The sequence below is a fragment of the Pseudomonas anguilliseptica genome (assembly GCF_900105355.1).
Lineage (GTDB): Bacteria > Pseudomonadota > Gammaproteobacteria > Pseudomonadales > Pseudomonadaceae > Aquipseudomonas > Aquipseudomonas anguilliseptica.
This window is the reverse complement of sequence record NZ_FNSC01000001.1, coordinates 291,097-306,344: the sequence shown is the minus strand read 5'-3', so window position 1 is coordinate 306,344 and position 15,248 is coordinate 291,097. Positions and strand designations below refer to the sequence as shown.

The 15,248-nt window shown below is 59.0% G+C and carries 12 protein-coding genes and 4 pseudogenes; 9 read left to right on the top strand and 7 right to left on the bottom strand.

Going from position 1 to position 15,248, the window contains the following annotated elements; translation table 11 throughout:
* The first annotated feature begins 16 nt into the window (after positions 1-16).
* Positions 17-907 carry an IS30 family transposase gene (locus BLW24_RS01575; RefSeq protein ID WP_420874974.1) on the top strand — a complete coding sequence of 297 codons (891 nt, stop codon included), beginning with the start codon at positions 17-19 and terminating at the stop codon, positions 905-907.
* Here BLW24_RS01575 and BLW24_RS01570 read toward each other — a convergent pair.
* Complete coding sequence (locus BLW24_RS01570; protein ID WP_244161255.1) at positions 896-1,108, bottom strand: helix-turn-helix transcriptional regulator; 213 nt, start codon at positions 1,106-1,108, stop codon at positions 896-898. The genes BLW24_RS01575 and BLW24_RS01570 overlap by 12 nt on opposite strands.
* A 448-nt stretch (positions 1,109-1,556) precedes the next feature.
* On the opposite strand from BLW24_RS01570, the gene tnpB reads away from it, so the two are divergent.
* From tnpB to BLW24_RS01555, 3 genes and pseudogenes are all read left to right on the top strand, one after another.
* The gene (gene tnpB, locus BLW24_RS01565) at positions 1,557-1,952 is read left to right on the top strand and encodes an IS66 family insertion sequence element accessory protein TnpB (RefSeq protein WP_244161054.1); all 396 of its coding nucleotides are present in this window, start codon (positions 1,557-1,559) and stop codon (positions 1,950-1,952) included.
* An 18-nt stretch (positions 1,953-1,970) separates the two neighbouring features.
* A pseudogene (tnpC, locus tag BLW24_RS01560) lies at positions 1,971-3,184 on the top strand (IS66 family transposase).
* A 44-nt stretch (positions 3,185-3,228) separates the two neighbouring features.
* Positions 3,229-3,597 (top strand): annotated as a pseudogene (locus tag BLW24_RS01555) (MlaD family protein); the annotation flags it as partial.
* A 34-nt stretch (positions 3,598-3,631) separates the two neighbouring features.
* On the opposite strand, the pseudogene mksF reads toward BLW24_RS01555, so the two are convergent.
* The 4 genes and pseudogenes from mksF to BLW24_RS01535 form a co-directional block, all read right to left on the bottom strand.
* A pseudogene (gene mksF, locus BLW24_RS01550) lies at positions 3,632-6,482 on the bottom strand (Mks condensin complex protein MksF); the annotation flags it as partial.
* Positions 6,479-7,174, bottom strand: coding sequence for an Mks condensin complex protein MksE (gene mksE / locus BLW24_RS01545; RefSeq protein ID WP_090375810.1), 696 nt, complete (start codon positions 7,172-7,174; stop codon positions 6,479-6,481). The gene mksE and the pseudogene mksF, both read right to left, overlap by 4 nt.
* Positions 7,171-8,418, bottom strand: a complete 1,248-nt coding sequence (gene mksB / locus BLW24_RS01540; protein ID WP_090375781.1) for an Mks condensin complex protein MksB — start codon at positions 8,416-8,418, stop codon at positions 7,171-7,173. Before mksB ends, mksE begins: the two co-directional genes overlap by 4 nt.
* A gap of 151 nt (positions 8,419-8,569) precedes the next feature.
* Positions 8,570-9,661 carry an IS630 family transposase gene (locus BLW24_RS01535; RefSeq protein WP_090375778.1) on the bottom strand — a complete coding sequence of 364 codons (1,092 nt, stop codon included), beginning with the start codon at positions 9,659-9,661 and terminating at the stop codon, positions 8,570-8,572.
* 220 nt (positions 9,662-9,881) lie between these two features.
* Here BLW24_RS01535 and BLW24_RS01530 point away from each other — a divergent pair, with 220 nt between their 5' ends.
* A complete protein-coding gene (locus BLW24_RS01530) occupies positions 9,882-10,655 on the top strand; it encodes a DUF6160 family protein (RefSeq protein WP_208600126.1) in 774 nt (257 codons plus the stop codon).
* Positions 10,656-10,790: 135 nt separating this feature from the next.
* Here BLW24_RS01530 and BLW24_RS01525 read toward each other — a convergent pair whose 3' ends face one another.
* On the bottom strand, positions 10,791-11,771 hold the full coding sequence (locus BLW24_RS01525) for an IS5 family transposase (RefSeq protein WP_090375775.1): 981 nt from the start codon (positions 11,769-11,771) through the stop codon (positions 10,791-10,793).
* Here BLW24_RS01525 and BLW24_RS26930 point away from each other — a divergent pair.
* Positions 11,713-12,162: a zonular occludens toxin domain-containing protein gene (locus tag BLW24_RS26930; RefSeq protein WP_338062042.1), complete on the top strand. Its 450-nt coding sequence runs from the start codon at positions 11,713-11,715 to the stop codon at positions 12,160-12,162. The genes BLW24_RS01525 and BLW24_RS26930 overlap by 59 nt on opposite strands.
* A gap of 130 nt (positions 12,163-12,292) precedes the next feature.
* On the opposite strand, the gene BLW24_RS01515 is transcribed toward BLW24_RS26930, so the two are convergent.
* On the bottom strand, positions 12,293-13,273 hold the full coding sequence (locus BLW24_RS01515; RefSeq protein WP_090375770.1) for an IS5 family transposase: 981 nt from the start codon (positions 13,271-13,273) through the stop codon (positions 12,293-12,295).
* A gap of 31 nt (positions 13,274-13,304) precedes the next feature.
* Between BLW24_RS01515 and BLW24_RS01510 the strand changes: the two genes are divergently transcribed.
* From BLW24_RS01510 to BLW24_RS01500, 3 genes and pseudogenes are all read left to right on the top strand, one after another.
* Positions 13,305-13,637: a hypothetical protein gene (locus BLW24_RS01510; RefSeq protein ID WP_244161060.1), complete on the top strand. Its 333-nt coding sequence runs from the start codon at positions 13,305-13,307 to the stop codon at positions 13,635-13,637.
* Positions 13,638-13,682: 45 nt separating this feature from the next.
* Positions 13,683-14,651 (top strand): annotated as a pseudogene (locus tag BLW24_RS01505) (hypothetical protein); the annotation flags it as partial.
* 7 nt (positions 14,652-14,658) lie between these two features.
* A complete protein-coding gene (locus BLW24_RS01500; protein WP_167360438.1) occupies positions 14,659-15,246 on the top strand; it encodes a hypothetical protein in 588 nt (195 codons plus the stop codon).
* Positions 15,247-15,248: the final 2 nt, after the last annotated feature.

Genomic DNA, 15,248 nt, shown 5'->3' with positions numbered 1-15,248 from the left:
GAGGGAGGTGGGGTCTATGGAGCGCTTACGTTACTCGGCCCGTGCGGCGCAGCAGCAGATGAGAGCCCGGCGCCAAGTCTGCCGGCCCAAGCGAAAGCTGCTGCCCGGTAGTGAACGCTTCGAGTTGGTGACCCATATGCTGCGTGAGCGTTTGTCTCCCGAGCAGATTGCCGGCAAGCTGCGCAGCATGAACATACCCAGCCTCAGAGATGCCTACGTCTGTCGCGAGACGATCTATACCGCGATCTATGCCTTGCCGGTCGGCGAGCTGCGTAAGGAGCTGATTATCTGCCTGCGCCAAAGCAAGACGACGCGCAGGCCGCGCTCTGGCGGCGTGGATCGACGTGGCCAGCTCCCAGAGCTGGTCAGTATTCACGTGCGCCCGCCGGAGATTGAAGACCGCCTGATGCCGGGCCACTGGGAGGGCGACCTTATCAAGGGCAAGGCCAACGCCTCGTCGGTCGGCACCTTGGTAGAACGCACCAGTGGCTACCTGATGCTGATCAAGATGAACGATGCGACGGCGACCTCGGCGATGGAAGGTTTCAGCGCCGCACTCAATCGTATGCCGCTGGCGATGCGTAAGAGCATGACCTACGACCAGGGCCGGGAGATGGCGCGGCACGCCGAGATCACCCAGAGAACCGGCATAGCGATCTACTTCTGCGACCCACACAGCCCCTGGCAGCGCGGCAGCAACGAAAACATCAACGGCCTCATTCGCCAGTACCTGCCCAAGGGCACAGACTTGTCGGGACACAGCCAAGAACAGTTGGATGCCATTGCACTGCAACTGAATATGCGGCCGCGTAAGCGCTTCGACTTCAAGTGCCCGATCGAAGTCATGAGCGAAGTAATGCAAGAAGCCATGGCTATGCGGCATGATGCGCCAGCGTCAATTCAATAACCGTGTTGCACTCAGCTCCTGCAACCGCCCTAGATATGCATTGATTTCGGATTCGATCCAACGCACTGCCGAGCCCTTCCGGCCAAGCCGAATTTGACGCGGGAAGCATGGATCAAAGTATCGTGACTTTGGGTCGAGACGGCTGTATATGCTGGAGCGTGACAATCCAGTTCGCTGTACAACCTGCTGCAGTGTCAGCATGTAAATGCTTGTGATTGTTTCTGTCTTCATGGTTTTTTCCTTCTGTTGAAAACCCGAAGCCAGTGTGGAGCATGCATTTCCGCGAAATCGAACGCGCAATGATTTCGCGAAAGCTAAAAATGCTTGTCTTTAAAAGCCGAAACCTCCGTCCTAGAGCCTGCCAGATCCGCGAAATGACATTAGCGTCGGGCGCAGTTATTTCATTCAACATTCTCTGAAATGGCTGCTACACCTGCTACGCGTAGCAGAAATAGCAGCTTGTTGAATGTTGATCCCAAATAATCTCAGCCATACATCACCGCAATGAACCCACCCACCATGGAGCTATCCCATGTCATTGCAGTGTCCTTGTTGTAACTCAAAACGCGTTGCCTCAATCAGAACAGCCATGAAGGTCGGAGGTAAGCGCTCCATAAACCTCATCTACAAATGATCCGCAGGCCAGCCAATGCTGAGCTCCAATTTCTTTCTGGAGCCAGCCGTCATGATGCGCCCCGACGCCAAAGTCGAAAAAGTCTATCTATACCCCAAGCCGGTGGATTTCCGAAAATCCATCGATGGCCTGGCCGCCCTGGTCGAGCTGGATATCAAGGTGGCGGTGTTCGACCCGGTGCTGTTCGTCTTCCTCAACCGCGCGCGCAGCCGGGTGAAGATTTTGTATTGGGAGCGCAACGGCTTTTGCCTGTGGCTCAAGCGATTGGAGGCTGAACGCTTCAAGTCGCATCCGGAACCTGGCGAAGATGCGATCGTGCTGACGGCCCAGGAGTTGAACTGGTTGTTGGACGGCATCGACCTGTGGCGCAACCGGCCGCACCAGGTTTTGACCCCTAGGTTCGTCACCTGAGCCGGTATAATCCACGGCATGATTTCTGTGCCCGAAACCCTTCCTGATGACCCCGCCGCGCTCAAGCAATTGCTCGCTGAGGTGTTGTCGTCGGCGCAGGAATTGGCCAAGGACAAGGATGGGCAGATCGAGCGCCTGCGCGAACAAAACGCGCTGTTGATCCAGCGCCTGTTCGGCCGTAAATCCGAGCAGAGCAGCGACCAGAGATGTTCAACGAAGCGGAAAGCCTGGCCGAAGCGGCGGCTGAAGCTCCGGCCGCTGAGGTCGAGGAAGAAGTCGTTGCGCCGACCAAGTGCCGCGGCAAGCGCAAGCCGTTACCGGCCGAACTACCGCGTGTCGAGGTCATCCACGAACTGCCCGAACACGAACTGACCTGCGAATGCGGTTGCCGCAAGCAGGCCATCGGCGAAGAAACCAGCGAGCAGCTGGAAATCATCCCGATGCAGGTTCAGGTGATCCGCCACGTTCGCAAGACCTATGCCTGCAAGGCCTGCGAAAGCGCGCCGGTCACCGCTGACAAACCGGTGATCCTCTTCGACTACACAACCAGCCGCGCGCAGGAGGTGCCGCTGCGCCTGCTCGACGGTTATCGCGGCTACCTGATGACCGACGATTACGCCGGCTACAACGCCGTGGCCGCACAACAAGGTGTTGAGCGCCTGGCCTGCTGGGCGCATGCGCGGCGCAAGTTCGTCGAAGCGCAAAAGGTGCAACCGAAGGGCAAAACCGGGCGTGCCGACATCGCGTTGGGGATGATCAACAAGCTCTACGGCATCGAGCGCGAACTTAAGGATGCCAGCGATGAACAGCGCTACCGGGGCCGCCAGCAGCACAGCCTACCGCTCCTCGATCAGCTCAAGACCTGGCTGGAGAAAACCCAGCCGCAGGTCACGGCGCAGAATGCCCTGGGCAAAGCAGTGAACTACCTGGCGAGCAACTGGAGCCGACTCGAACGCTACATCGAGGCTGGCCACCTGCCGATCGATAACAACGCTGCCGAGCGCGCGATCCGGCCCTTCGTCATAGGTCGCAAGAACTGGCTGTTCAGCGACACGCCGAAAGGCGCGACCGCCAGCGCCCAACTCTACAGCCTGGTGGAAACCGCCAAGACCAATGGCCAGGAGCCCTACGCCTGGCTGCGCCATGTCCTCGAACGCCTGCCGCTGGCCAACAGCGTTGAAGCCTACGAAGCGCTGCTGCCTTGGAACTGCCAACCAACGACGCCACTGTAAAACGCAAAACCTCTCCAGAGGGAGGTGGGGTCTATGGAGCGCTTACGATCAAACCGGGTGTGGTGGTCAGTTACCGTGAGGTGCCGGTGGGCAAGGTCACCGATTTCGAGCTGGGGCCGACTTCGGATCGGGTGCTGATCCATATCCTGATTGAGCCGCGTTATGCGCCGCTGGTACGCAGCGGCAGCCGCTTCTGGAATGCCAGCGGTATTGGCGTGGATGCTGGGCTGTTCAGCGGGGTGAAGGTGCGTACCGAGTCGCTGGAGGCTTTGCTTGAAGGCGGCATCGCCTTCGCCTCGCCGGATAATCCGCAGATGGGCGGGCCAGCGCAGCCAGGACAGACCTTTGCCCTGTATGACGAGGTCAAGGAAGAGTGGTTACGCTGGGCGCCGAAGATCGCGCTGGAGAAGTAACTGACAAGGGCCGCAATTGCGGCCCTTGCTTTATGGCGGGTGAGCCTGCGTCAGGCGGGCTCGGTTGCTGCGGTTGTGGTTTCTGCCTTGCTCTTGGCGCTGTCACGGCGCTGAATATATTTCCAATCCGCTTCGTCGATATAGATGCCATTCGGCCCGCTGCCGCCTTCCAGGTCGATGGCCACGTGAGCTGAGACCTGCGGCTTTACCGAGGCAAGAATCGGTACAAAGCCCAGCTGCAGACTGGTTTCGATCAGTGCCTGCTGGTTCTTCTCATCGATATCCGCCGCCTCGTCCAAGTAGTAAGGCAAGCGCACCTTGCCGGCCTGGTCGCGGTCCATCAGGTGCAGCAGCAGGTACATGTTGGTCAGCGCCTTGATGGTCATGGTGGTGCCGTTCGACGCCGCGCCATCGATGTCGGTGTGGATCACCGGCTGGCCATGCACCTTGGTGATTTCGAAGGCCAGTTCGAACAGGTCCTTCAAGCCCAGCTGGTTATGGTTAGCGGCTACCAGGCGCGCCAGGTATTCCTTGGCTTCCTCGTTCTTGCTGTCCTGTTCGCTGCTTTGCTGCAGGTCGAACACCGAGAGGGTTTCGCCTTCTTCGTACTGGCCAGCGCTGTGGATGATCTGGTCGATATGCTTAAGCGCGTCTTTATTGGGGGCCAAAACGATGCGGAAGCTTTCCAGGTTGGACACCTGGCGCTTGTTGATCTCGCGGTTGAACAACGCCAGCTGGTGTTCCAGGTTGTCGTAATCGCTACGGATATTGCGCAGGGTACGGGCGATGTCTGTGACCGCCGCGCGGCGTGCCTTGGCCAGGGTGAGTGCTTCGTCCTGGCGGTGGGCATAGGCGTTGACCAGCAGGTGCAGGCGCCGTTCGACGTCATCTTCGCTGTCGAACTTGGCCACGCCCTTCAGGCGCACCTGGGCGTAGAGCGCCTCGATCTGTCCGTCGATACGTTGCAGGCCCTGCCAGGCGTCCTGGTAGTCGTTGAGCAACGGCAGCAGGTTATCCAGGCTGTCGTCCACCGGGTCGGTAAACGGCGTGCCGAACGGCAGGTTGGCCGGCAACAGCTGGCGACGGCGCAGGGCGTCTTCCAGGGTGCGCTCCTTGGCTTCCAGATCGGCCAACTGACGGCCGACCAATTGCAGCTTGGCGGAGAGCTGTTGCACGCGCTCGGTAAAGGCATCTGCGGCGCGCTTGAGTTCGTCCTGGGCGGCCTCCAGCTGGGCCAGCTGCTCCAGCTTCTGCGGCTCTTCCACGGCCAGAGTCTGGCTCTTGCGGAAGTCTTCCAGAGCTTTCTGTGCATCCAGAACCGCCTGGTAGAACTGCTCTGCCTGGGCCTTGCTCGCGGCGCGGTCAGCGGCCACCGCCTGTTGGGTTTTCAGCTGTTTATATTCGCGATCCAGGCGGTCTTTCTGGTCACGCAGGGCGGCTCGGTCGGCCAGGGCTTGCAGGGCCGGTGGTTCGATATGGCTGAGGTCGATGGTCAGCCCGGGCACTTCGAAGTGCTCGCCCTTGAAGCCGTCGAGGATGGTTTCGAGGGATTTCACCCAGGCATCGCCCTCGGCGACCTGAATGCCTTTCTCACCCAGCGGCAGGCTGAACAGCTGGCCGTTAAACAGGCGCATCAGGCGATCGACATCGGCCTGGCTGAACTCTTCACGTAGGCGTGAATAGCTGTTGTTATCGGCGTGTTCGAGTTGCTGTTTCACCGATTTCAGGCGTTTTTCCAGATCGCGCAGGCGCTCGTCCAGGTCCTCGGCGGAGAATTGCCGCGACTGCGCCAAGGCACCTGCCAATTCATCGTGGGCATCTTTGGCGACCAGCAGTTGCTCCTCCAGCACCTTGGCGTCGTTGACCAGGGCGAAGCGATTTTTCAGTACTGACAACTCGCCGAGCCAGCGCTGGATTTCGCTGATTTCGCGCTCCATGCGCATCAGTTCCTGGGTGCCACCGCGTTGCTCGTGCTGCAAACCGTCCTGCTCGCCACGGTAGTGCTCGGCCTGGATTACCAATTCCTCGCGGCGTGCGCCAGCATAGTCCTGCCAGGTGCCGAGCAGCGAGTCGAGCAGCGGCGACAGGCGATGCAGCTTGCCGCGCAGCAGTTCGCGCTGGGCCACGCCAGCGGCCAGCGCTTCAATCAGCGGGCCGGCGGTGACGAGGGCCTGGTAGTCCTGTTCCATGCGCCGCACATCGCGGAAGGCTTCTTCGGTGGCGGCGATGTAGTCGACGCTGCCCGAGCGCAGGCTGTGTTCGAAGGCATCGAGGAACAACTGCTTGAGCTTGGCGGCGGTGATTTCGCGCATATGCAGCAGGTTGATAAACAGCGCGCGGAAGGTCTTCAGGCTCTGCTCGCTGGTGGAGCGCAGCGGGATCAGGGTCAGGTCCAGCGGAATCGAGGTGTGCCCGCCAACCAGCAGACGGCGCAGCTCTTCGGGTTTCAGTTCATAGGCCTTGATGCCTTCGCGTTCCAGAGCGTTGAACAGCTCGCGTTGACGCAGGCAGGTGCCGTTCTTTTGGTAGTGCTCCAGGTCCAGGGTGCCCTGATAGGCGAAAAACTGGTGGCCGAAGCCGCCGCCCGGGCCGCGCCCGGCCACGCCGATTACATGGGGGCCGTGGGGCAGGGCGACTTCGACGAGGATGTAGCTGGTGTCGCTGGCGAAGTAGAACTTGCGCGATTGTTCCAGGTTGTACTTGCCGAAGCTCATGTCCGACATGCGCGCGAGAATCGGGAATTGCAGGGCATTGATCGAGGCGGATTTACCCAGGTTGTTGGCGCCGTAAACCGACAGCGGGTTTTCCAGCGGGAACAGACCGAGGCTGTAGCCGGCGGTGTTCAACAGGGCGAAGCGGCGGATGCCGTAGCGTTCCTGGCTCATGCATCCATCTCCTGGGCGGCACGTTCTTCGGCCATGGCGCGGGCCAGGGCGTCTTCTTCGGATTCGTCAGTTTCTGTTTCGCTGAGGCTGATGATTTCGTCTTCGGCCTCATCATCCAGCAGCACCGGCGTCGGCAGCGGCAGGGCGCTGTGCAGGGTGGCGGCCAGGTCGCGGTCCTGCTGCACCGAGAGGCACACATCGAGGAAACGGTGCATGGGGGCGAGAAAGCGGTAGATGCCGTTGTCTTCGCTGGCAAAACCGAGCTGGGTCAGGCGGCGCATGACTTTCTCTTCCAGTTCATCCTGGGTGGTGACTTCGGCCTGGAGGAACAGATCCTTGTACTTTTCCAGCAGCGCCGGCAGTTCGTCACGGCCGAGGCTACCACCGTCGAGCACGGCCAGCGGGTCACGGCCCTGATCGGCCAGGTGTTCGACCAGAATAAAGGTGAACAGCGCCAGGCGTTGGGCGGTCTTGTTGACCTGCGCCCCCATCTGTTCAGGCACGAAGTAGTAGAAACCGCGGCTGTCGCAGGTCAGCTCATAGCCCAGGGCTTTGAACAGGCCACGGTACTGGTCCTGCTGACCGGCCAGTTGGGTGTAGATCTCCGGGTTGCTGCGGCTGATGTGGTAGCCCTTGAACAGCTCGCGGAAGCTCGGGGCGAGCTGGGTCAGTTCTTTCAGGTCGATATTCATAGGGTGGTCCCGGCCGGCTTGATCAGGGCAAAGGAGCTCAGGCTGACCTGATGCTCGCGGGTGAGGTAGTCGCGGCGCTCCAGGCGCTCGCGCTGGAAACGGCCATCGCGAGACAGACGCGAGAACCAGTAGAGCAATTCGTCGGTGGCGCCTTCGGGCTCCTGTTCCAGCAGCCAGACCATCAGGTCCGGCAGCGGCAGGGCTTGTTCGCAGCGCTCGATCATCTCCCGTGCGGTACGTGGTGCGCGTGGGGCTTCACCCTTGCGGCCGCTGTGGGCCTTGGGGAACTGCGCCGGCTTCGGCTCGAAGCGCGCCAGGGCATAGACATAGGCCTCGACCTGCGACGCGGTGCCGAGAAAGGTGCTTTGCGGGCGGCTGAAAAGCGGCATGGAGGCCTGCGGTACGGCGTCCAGGCCCTTTTTACGAATGGCCGCCAGGGCCAGGGCTGCGCCACGGGTCACGGCATTGTGCCGGCGCGCTTCTTCACGCAGCGGCAGCAGCAGCTCGCGGGCGCGGCGCAGGGTCAGCTGGGCGGTGGTCTGCATTTCCAGGATGCGCGCGTGGGTGCGAAGCAGCAGGTCGTCATCGACCAGTTGACCGAGACGCTGTTGTTCGCCGAGCAGGCGCAGCAGCACGTGCTCGACACGGTAGACGCCCTGCTCGAAGGCACCGTCGGCGGCCACCAACTGGATCATCGGCTCGACGTATTCGTCCCAGGTGGCCAACACCTCGGCGTAGCGCTGACGCAGGGGGATTTGCCTATCTGAGGTCTTGGCGCGCTCGGCCACGGCGACCAAGGCCTGCTCGTCGTTGGCCAGCTTCTTCAGCACGTCACGCACGCGCATATCGAGCAAACGCAGCTGACGCGCCAGATCGGCGGCGTCGCGCACTTCGAAGGCGTCTTTGATATAGCCAGCCAGGCGCTCCAGGTGGCGCAGGTAGGCTTCGATCTCCAGGCACAGCCCCAGGCGATGTTCGCGGCGCAGGTAGGCGAGGAAGTCGTGGATCTGCGCGTTGAGCTCGAAGCGATTGGGGCTCTTGGCCACCGGCACCAGTATATCCAGGCGGATCCACTGATCGAGCAGGGCGGTGACATCGGTGGGCGTGCCTTCGGGCAACTGCGCGGCCAGCTGATTACGCAGCTCCACCAGGCTCAGGGTGCCGGCATCGAAGCGCTCGCACAGCGGCTCCAGCAACGTCCAGTGTTCGGCAAGGGCGCGCAGTACGCGCTTGGGATCAATCATCGGGGCATCCGCTCCGCGGGCTTTTCGCAAAAAACGCCGATTGTACTGCAAGCCGCAGCGAAGGCTTGAGTGTCAGTCATCGTCTGTGCGCGCCGCTCGGGCAGATGTAACCCAGGCTGTGGCGATGGGTAACAGCTAGTGGCCTGTCTGGTTAATCCAATAACTCATTCCGAATTACAGCCAGCTTTGCTCGATGCACGGAGCTGATAATCGACTCAGCCGTTTTGCTCCAGCGGAACGGCTTAGCCGAATGTTCGTTATGAGCCTCAATGAAGCGACGTATCGCCGCTCTCAGGTCAGCCACGCTGCTGAAGGCATCACGATAAAGCGCCCGTCTTTCCAGTTGCGCAAACCAGCCCTCCACGGCGTTCAGCCACGAGGCGCTGGTCGGTGTGAAGTGCAGCTTGAAACGGGGATGCTTCTCCAGCCATTCCCTGACGGCAGCGGTCTTGTGAGTCGAGCTGTTGTCCAGAATTACATGCAGGTCCAGCTCGACGGGGGTGCTGCGGTCGATCTGTCGAAGGAACTCCAAAAACTCCTTGGCCCTGTGCCGCTGGGTGATACGGCCGATGACCTTACCCGTCAGGATGTCAAAGGCTGCGTACAGACTGGCCGTACCGTGGCGCTTATAGTCATGCGTCCGCCGCTCAATCTGCCCGGGCTTGAGCGGCAGCATGGGCTGTGTGCGGTCCAGCGCCTGGATCTGTGTTTTTTCGTCAACAGATAGCACCAGGGCGTTGTCGGGCGGATTCAAATAGAGCCCGACGACATCGACCACTTTGTCTGCAAAGTGCGGGTCGTTACTGATCTTGAAGGTTTTCAACCGGTGCGGCTTGAGGTCGGCAGCAGCCCACACCTGTGCGACCTGCCAGATGCTGACCCCAGCGTACTTGGCCATCAACCGTAGGCTCCAGTGGGTAGCTTCGCGCGGGACTCGCTGGGTCGTCAGCGTCAGGATTTCCTTGATCTTCGCTTCGTTGAGCTTGCGAGGCGCTCCACTGCGCCGCAGGTCACTCAGCCCCTCCAGACCGGTCTCCTGGTAGCGTTTACGCCATTTGAAGACCACTGGCGCAGAGACTTGCAGCTGCTCGCTGATCTCCTTGGGCGTGAGACCGTTGGCCAGCAGCAACAGAATTCTGGCCCGCTGGCCGATGCTCTGAGGCAGCGATCCCATGCGTAACCAGCCTTGCAGCATGTCGGCATCACTGGGACTCAAGAAGAATGGGGCTGCTGGCCGGGCCATATGGGAGCTCAATTCATGACGATAGAGCGCGCAGTATACTGGCTCGGCATTGGATTAACGAATTTTACAGACAGCTCACTAGGCGGCGGTTTGCAATGGTTTTCTCGGGTTTTCTCGACTATGGGTCGGCACATTTAGGCGGCGGGGTTTTTATAGTGCTAATCAAGGCGTGGAGTCCGCAGGGCTCTGCCAATCGAATAATAAAGACAGGGAATCAGCCATGCGTCCGACCCTCGGCTTTGCCAAAACCGCACTCGCGTTGATCTGTGCCGGATTAATCAGTACTGCCGCTCAGGCCAAGATGGTTGAACTGGCGGATAACGAGCTGTCGGAAGTGACCGGTCAGGCCTTTATCAATCTGGCCACGGATAGCAATGCTGGGATCAACTACACCCGCATCAATTTCGGCATGAATGTCGAGACCCAGTTGAATATGAAGAAGTTGCAATTGGGGCAGTACAACGATGCGGCCACCCGTCCGGGTGAGGTAGCAGGCTCATCTGACTTGCTGATCAATAATTTCGCCCTGGGCACGGTCAACGCGGACGACACCATCAACCCGTTCAAGATTGCTAATCCTTTTCTAGAACTGGCCTATTCCGGTAACAAGGTGGTAGGGGTACGAATTGGCTTTGGCGAGGCCAAGGGCATTTTGTCCGGGGATATTCAGAGCCTGACGGGTAATATCCCAATCAAGATTCAAGGCACTGCAGGCCCGGTTTTCGATCAAGCCAATCTCGGGGAGAGGTTCCTGTTGGGGATCGCTGGGATTACGCGCTCTACTCGCCTGGAGGCGGATGCTGCTCTGGTGCAGACCAATGGCACTGCTGATCCGGTGCGTGCTACGCAAGCAGGTATGGTAAACGGGCAGACGTTGGGTTGTGTCAGTGGTTGCAACCTTGGTGGCCTGTCTGATGCTTTGTTAAGTCTGTTCGCGTCTAACGGTTGTCAAGTTCTGTCGCTGGCAACCTGTTTTCCCCTAAGGATGGTCTGAAGTAGCCCTGTATTTCCGGTCAACTTCAGCCTCCGCTGATTTTGAAAGCGGAAAACTGATCAAAAACGATCAAGTCATCCGCTCATTTCGGTGTTTCTGGCCGCCGCGAGCACCTCGCAGCGGTCATTTCCCACATTACAGGCGCACCTCTCCTGCATTCGTCAGCAAATGTCGACGGGCCATCCACAGGTTCGACAGGGCGAACAGCGTTACCAGTTGTGCGGTGTTTTTGGCCAGGCCACGGAAACGCGTCTTCACATAACCGAACTGACGCTTGATCACCCGGAACGGGTGCTCGACCTTGGCGCGAACTTGCGCCTTGGCCTTCTCGATCTTGCGCTTGGCTTTGTACAGCGCGCTGCGCTTACTCAACGTGTTGTACGTACTGCGGCGGGCTGCGATCTGCCAGATCACTTCACGGCCTTCATGTTCTGGCCGCTTCTCTACGCCGGTGTAACCCGCGTCGGCACCCACCATGTTTTCTTTGCCGTGTAGCAGCTTGTCGACCTGAGTAACGTCTGCAACATTGGCTGCCGTGCCGACCACGCTATGCACTAAACCCGACTCGTCATCGACGCCGATGTGCGCCTTCATGCCGAAGTAATACTGGTTTCCCTTCTTGGTCTGGTGCATTTCCGGGTCACGCTTACCGTCCTTGTTCTTGGTCGAACTCGGCGCATTGATCAGCGTGGCATCGACGATGGTGCCTTGGCGCAATGACAAACCGCGGTCACCCAAATAGCCATTGATGACGGCCAAGATGCCCGCAGCCAGTTCGTGTTTCTCCAGCAATCGGCGGAAGTTGAGGATGGTGGTTTCGTCGGGAATGCGCTCCAGGCTCAGACCCGCAAACTGGCGCAGGATGGTGGTCTCGTACAGAGCCTCCTCCATCGCCGGGTCGCTGTAGCCGAACCAGTTCTGCATCAAATGAACCCGTAACATCGCCATCAGCGGATAGGCTGGACGTCCGCCTTCACCCTTGGGGTAATGCGGTTCGATCAAGGCAATCAAACCCTTCCACGGCACAACCTGATCCATCTCGATCAGGAACAGCTCTTTGCGGGTTTGCTTGCGCTTGCCGGCGTACTCGGCGTCGGCGAAGGTCATCTGCTTCATCGGAAAACTCGGCGGGTGGAGTTCAGGTATTTTGCCAAATTCAGGAAGTCTTCTTCAGGGTTTCCCTAAGGTTTTGCAGGCCGAATGGGTCGAATTTGAAGACCCTTTGAAGTGGTATGAGCTGCCACTAAACGCCATTATCGTTATCGATGAGGCTCAGAAGTTTTTCCGTATCCGCCCTCAGGGTTCCCAGGTCCCCGAATATGCGTCTGCCCTGGAGACCATGCGTAAACAGGGCCATGAGCTTCATTGCATAACCCAAAATCCAGAACTTATTGACTTGCACTTTCGTAACTTGTGCAACGGTCATATCCACTATGTTCGTGGTCACCAGGGAAAGGTTGTTAAGCGTTGGCGCTTCGAGTCGCCCGTTAAGGATCCTCTGAAGTAGCCATGCATTTCTGGCTGACGTCAGCCTCTGCTGATTTCGAAAGTGATAAATCGATCAAAAACGATCAGATTACCGGCTCATCTCTGTGTTTTTAGCCGCCGCGAGCACCTCGCGGCAGCCATTTCCAGCATTACGGGCGCACCTCTCCTGCATTCGTCAGTAAATGTCGGCGCGCCATCCACAGATTTGACAGCGCGAATAAAGTCACCAGTTGCGCCGTGTTTTTGACCAGGCCACGGAAGCGCGTCTTCACATAACCGAACTGACGCTTGATCACCCGAAACGGATGCTCGACCTTGGCTCGCAGTTGGGCCTTGGCCTTCTCGATTTTGCGCTTGGCTTTGTACAGCGCGCTGCGCTTACCGAGTTTCTTGTAAGTGCTACGCCGTGCTGCAACCTGCCAGATCACTTGACGGCCCTCATGCTCGGGGCGCTTCTCGACACCGGTATATCCGGCATCGGCCCCCACCATGTTTTCCTCGCCGTGCAGCAGCTTATCGACCTGGGTGACATCCGCCACGTTGGCGGCAGTACCCACCACGCTGTGCACCAAGCCAGACTCGTCATCCACCCCGATGTGCGCCTTCATGCCGAAGTAATACTGATTGCCTTTCTTGGTTGAGTGCATCTCAGGGTCACGCTTACCGTTCTTGTTCTTGGTTGAACTCGGCGCGTTGATCAGCGTGGCATCGACGATGGTGCCTTGGCGCAGCGACAAACCACGGTCACCCAGGTAGCCATTGATCACGGCCAGGATGCCGGCAGCCAGTTCGTGTTTTTCCAGCAAGCGGCGGAAGTTGAGGATGGTGGTTTCGTCAGGAATGCGCTCCAGAGTCAGCCCGGCAAACTGGCGTAGGATGGTGGTCTCGTACAGCGCCTCTTCCATCGCCGGATCGCTGTAACCGAACCAGTTTTGCATCAGATGCACTCGCAGCATCGCCATCAGCGGATAGGACGGTCGGCCGCCTTCACCCTTTGGATAATGCGGCTCGATCAAAGCGATCAACCCTTTCCACGGCACTACCCGATCCATCTCGATCAGGAACAATTCTTTGCGGGTCTGCTTGCGCTTGCCGGCGTACTCGGCGTCGGCGAAGGTCATCTGCTTCATCGGAAAACTCGGCGGGTGGAGTGCGGATATTTTGCAAAATCAGGAAGTCTTTTTCAGACCATCCCTAAGTAATTTCCAGTCGCTCCCTGTTGGAAATATGGCAGTCAATGATTCTGCTGCCACCGCTGCGATTGAAGGCGCCGCCAAAGGCTTCTTCATTTCCATGCAGACCCAGGATGTGGCATGGAAAAATCAGGACACCAACCAGTTCATGATGGCGCTGAAAGGGGCCTTTATGAACCTGCCCAAATACCGTGATGCCAACGGCAATATGGTGGCTCCAATCAATATCGACTTCGAGCAGGCCTTCAATGGTATTCCCCGGCAGGACACCTGTTTGGGCACCGCAACGGCGGGGTGCTGATCATGCGCGTGCTGATAGCTGTTGCTTCGTTGATGCTGCTGACGCCAGGAGCTCTCGGCTGTTCAGGGCGCCGGATTTGGCTTCGTGCTGGATGGTGTGTTGCTGGATGCCTCAGGTGCGGTGATCACCATCAATGACATCAACAATGCCTCGGGACAGAACGTGCCGATTTCGGTGAAGGAGTTCTACCTGGGGGCAACCGGCAGTAATAAAGGTGCCAATCTTAATCCGGTGACGATTGGGCGTTTGGACCATCCCTTCGAAATTACCCTGGCCAAAGGGGAAGCCCTGCGCACCCTGCGTGATGATGGGCAATGGGTGCAGACCACGCCGAGCAATGTCAGTGTGCTGGAGTTCAAGTTTCCCGAGCGCTTGACCGGCGCCGGTGGACAGGCCTGTATCAGTGGCTATGCCGCTGCCGGAAGCAACTGCTCCAGTCGCGCCTCTGAACGAGTTGATCTGGGTATTCGCTTCGACTTCCAGGTCGCTGCCGGGCGCACCGACATCATCAATCTTGATTTCAGCGAACTGGTCATGGACGGCAGTTACCTGCGGCTATGGGGTGATGACTCGCGTGGGCAGTTGGTCGGCGAGGCACGGGTAAATCTGTTCGCCAAGAGCCTACAGCTGATGTCTTGCGCGGCCGGTACGGCCAATTGCACCACCGCCCAGGAGCAGACCGCGCGCACCCTGACGCTGAGCAATGCCTACGCCAATATTTCGCTGGGTTACGGCAAGAGCCAGCCGTTGCTGTTTGATGTCAGCAGTAACGGTCAATTTGTGCTGGAACTGCCCAATCCGGTGACCCGTGCCGCCAACGGCAGCGCGCGCCCGGTAGCTGAGCGTAATGCGATTGCCAGTGACTTCTATGCCAACGCCCCACGCACCAATATCGTGATCGACAACCTCAAAGCCGGCACAGGCAGCTTTTCTACCGGTGGCTACAACTTTGGCTACAACGCCATCCAGGGGCTCAGCATCAACTACCTGAAGGTGACCAGCCGTGATCTCTAAAGCCTGGATGCTGAACGGTGTATTGCTGACCATGCCGGCCTTGGCGGAAATGCAGGCGTTGGATGATGACACCCTGAGCAGCATGAATGGTCAGGGCGGGGTTTACCTGTCCGGTGAGTTCAGTATCAACAAGGACGGCGGCGTGTTGTGGAGCAAACCGGCCAGTAACAACCCCAGCACCTGGACGGCCAGCCAGCGCAGTTGCGCCAATGCGGGCGCCACGACGCCGGAGAACTGTGGCATGCGTGTGGCAATTCGTTCCGAGGCGGATGGCGGCTGGTATGTGCTGGACAACCTCAAGGGCGTTTTCAGTTTTGAAGGGCTGACGTTGCGTACGCGCACCATCAACAGTGGTTTTAACGGTGATGGCGCAGCCTTTAATCAGGACGTATTGGAGTTTGGTCTGCCCAACGAGGTGAAGTTCAAGGACGGCAGTTTTGCCTTTGGTGTGGCCAACCAGGGTGGCTGGCAGAACAAGTCGCTGAGCGTGGCCAATGGCGGTAATCCGTCGTACCAGCAGACCAATATCTTTTCGGCGAAGATCGACGGCACCATCCGTATGCAGGGCAACGTGCTGATCTTTCCGCAGAATTGAGG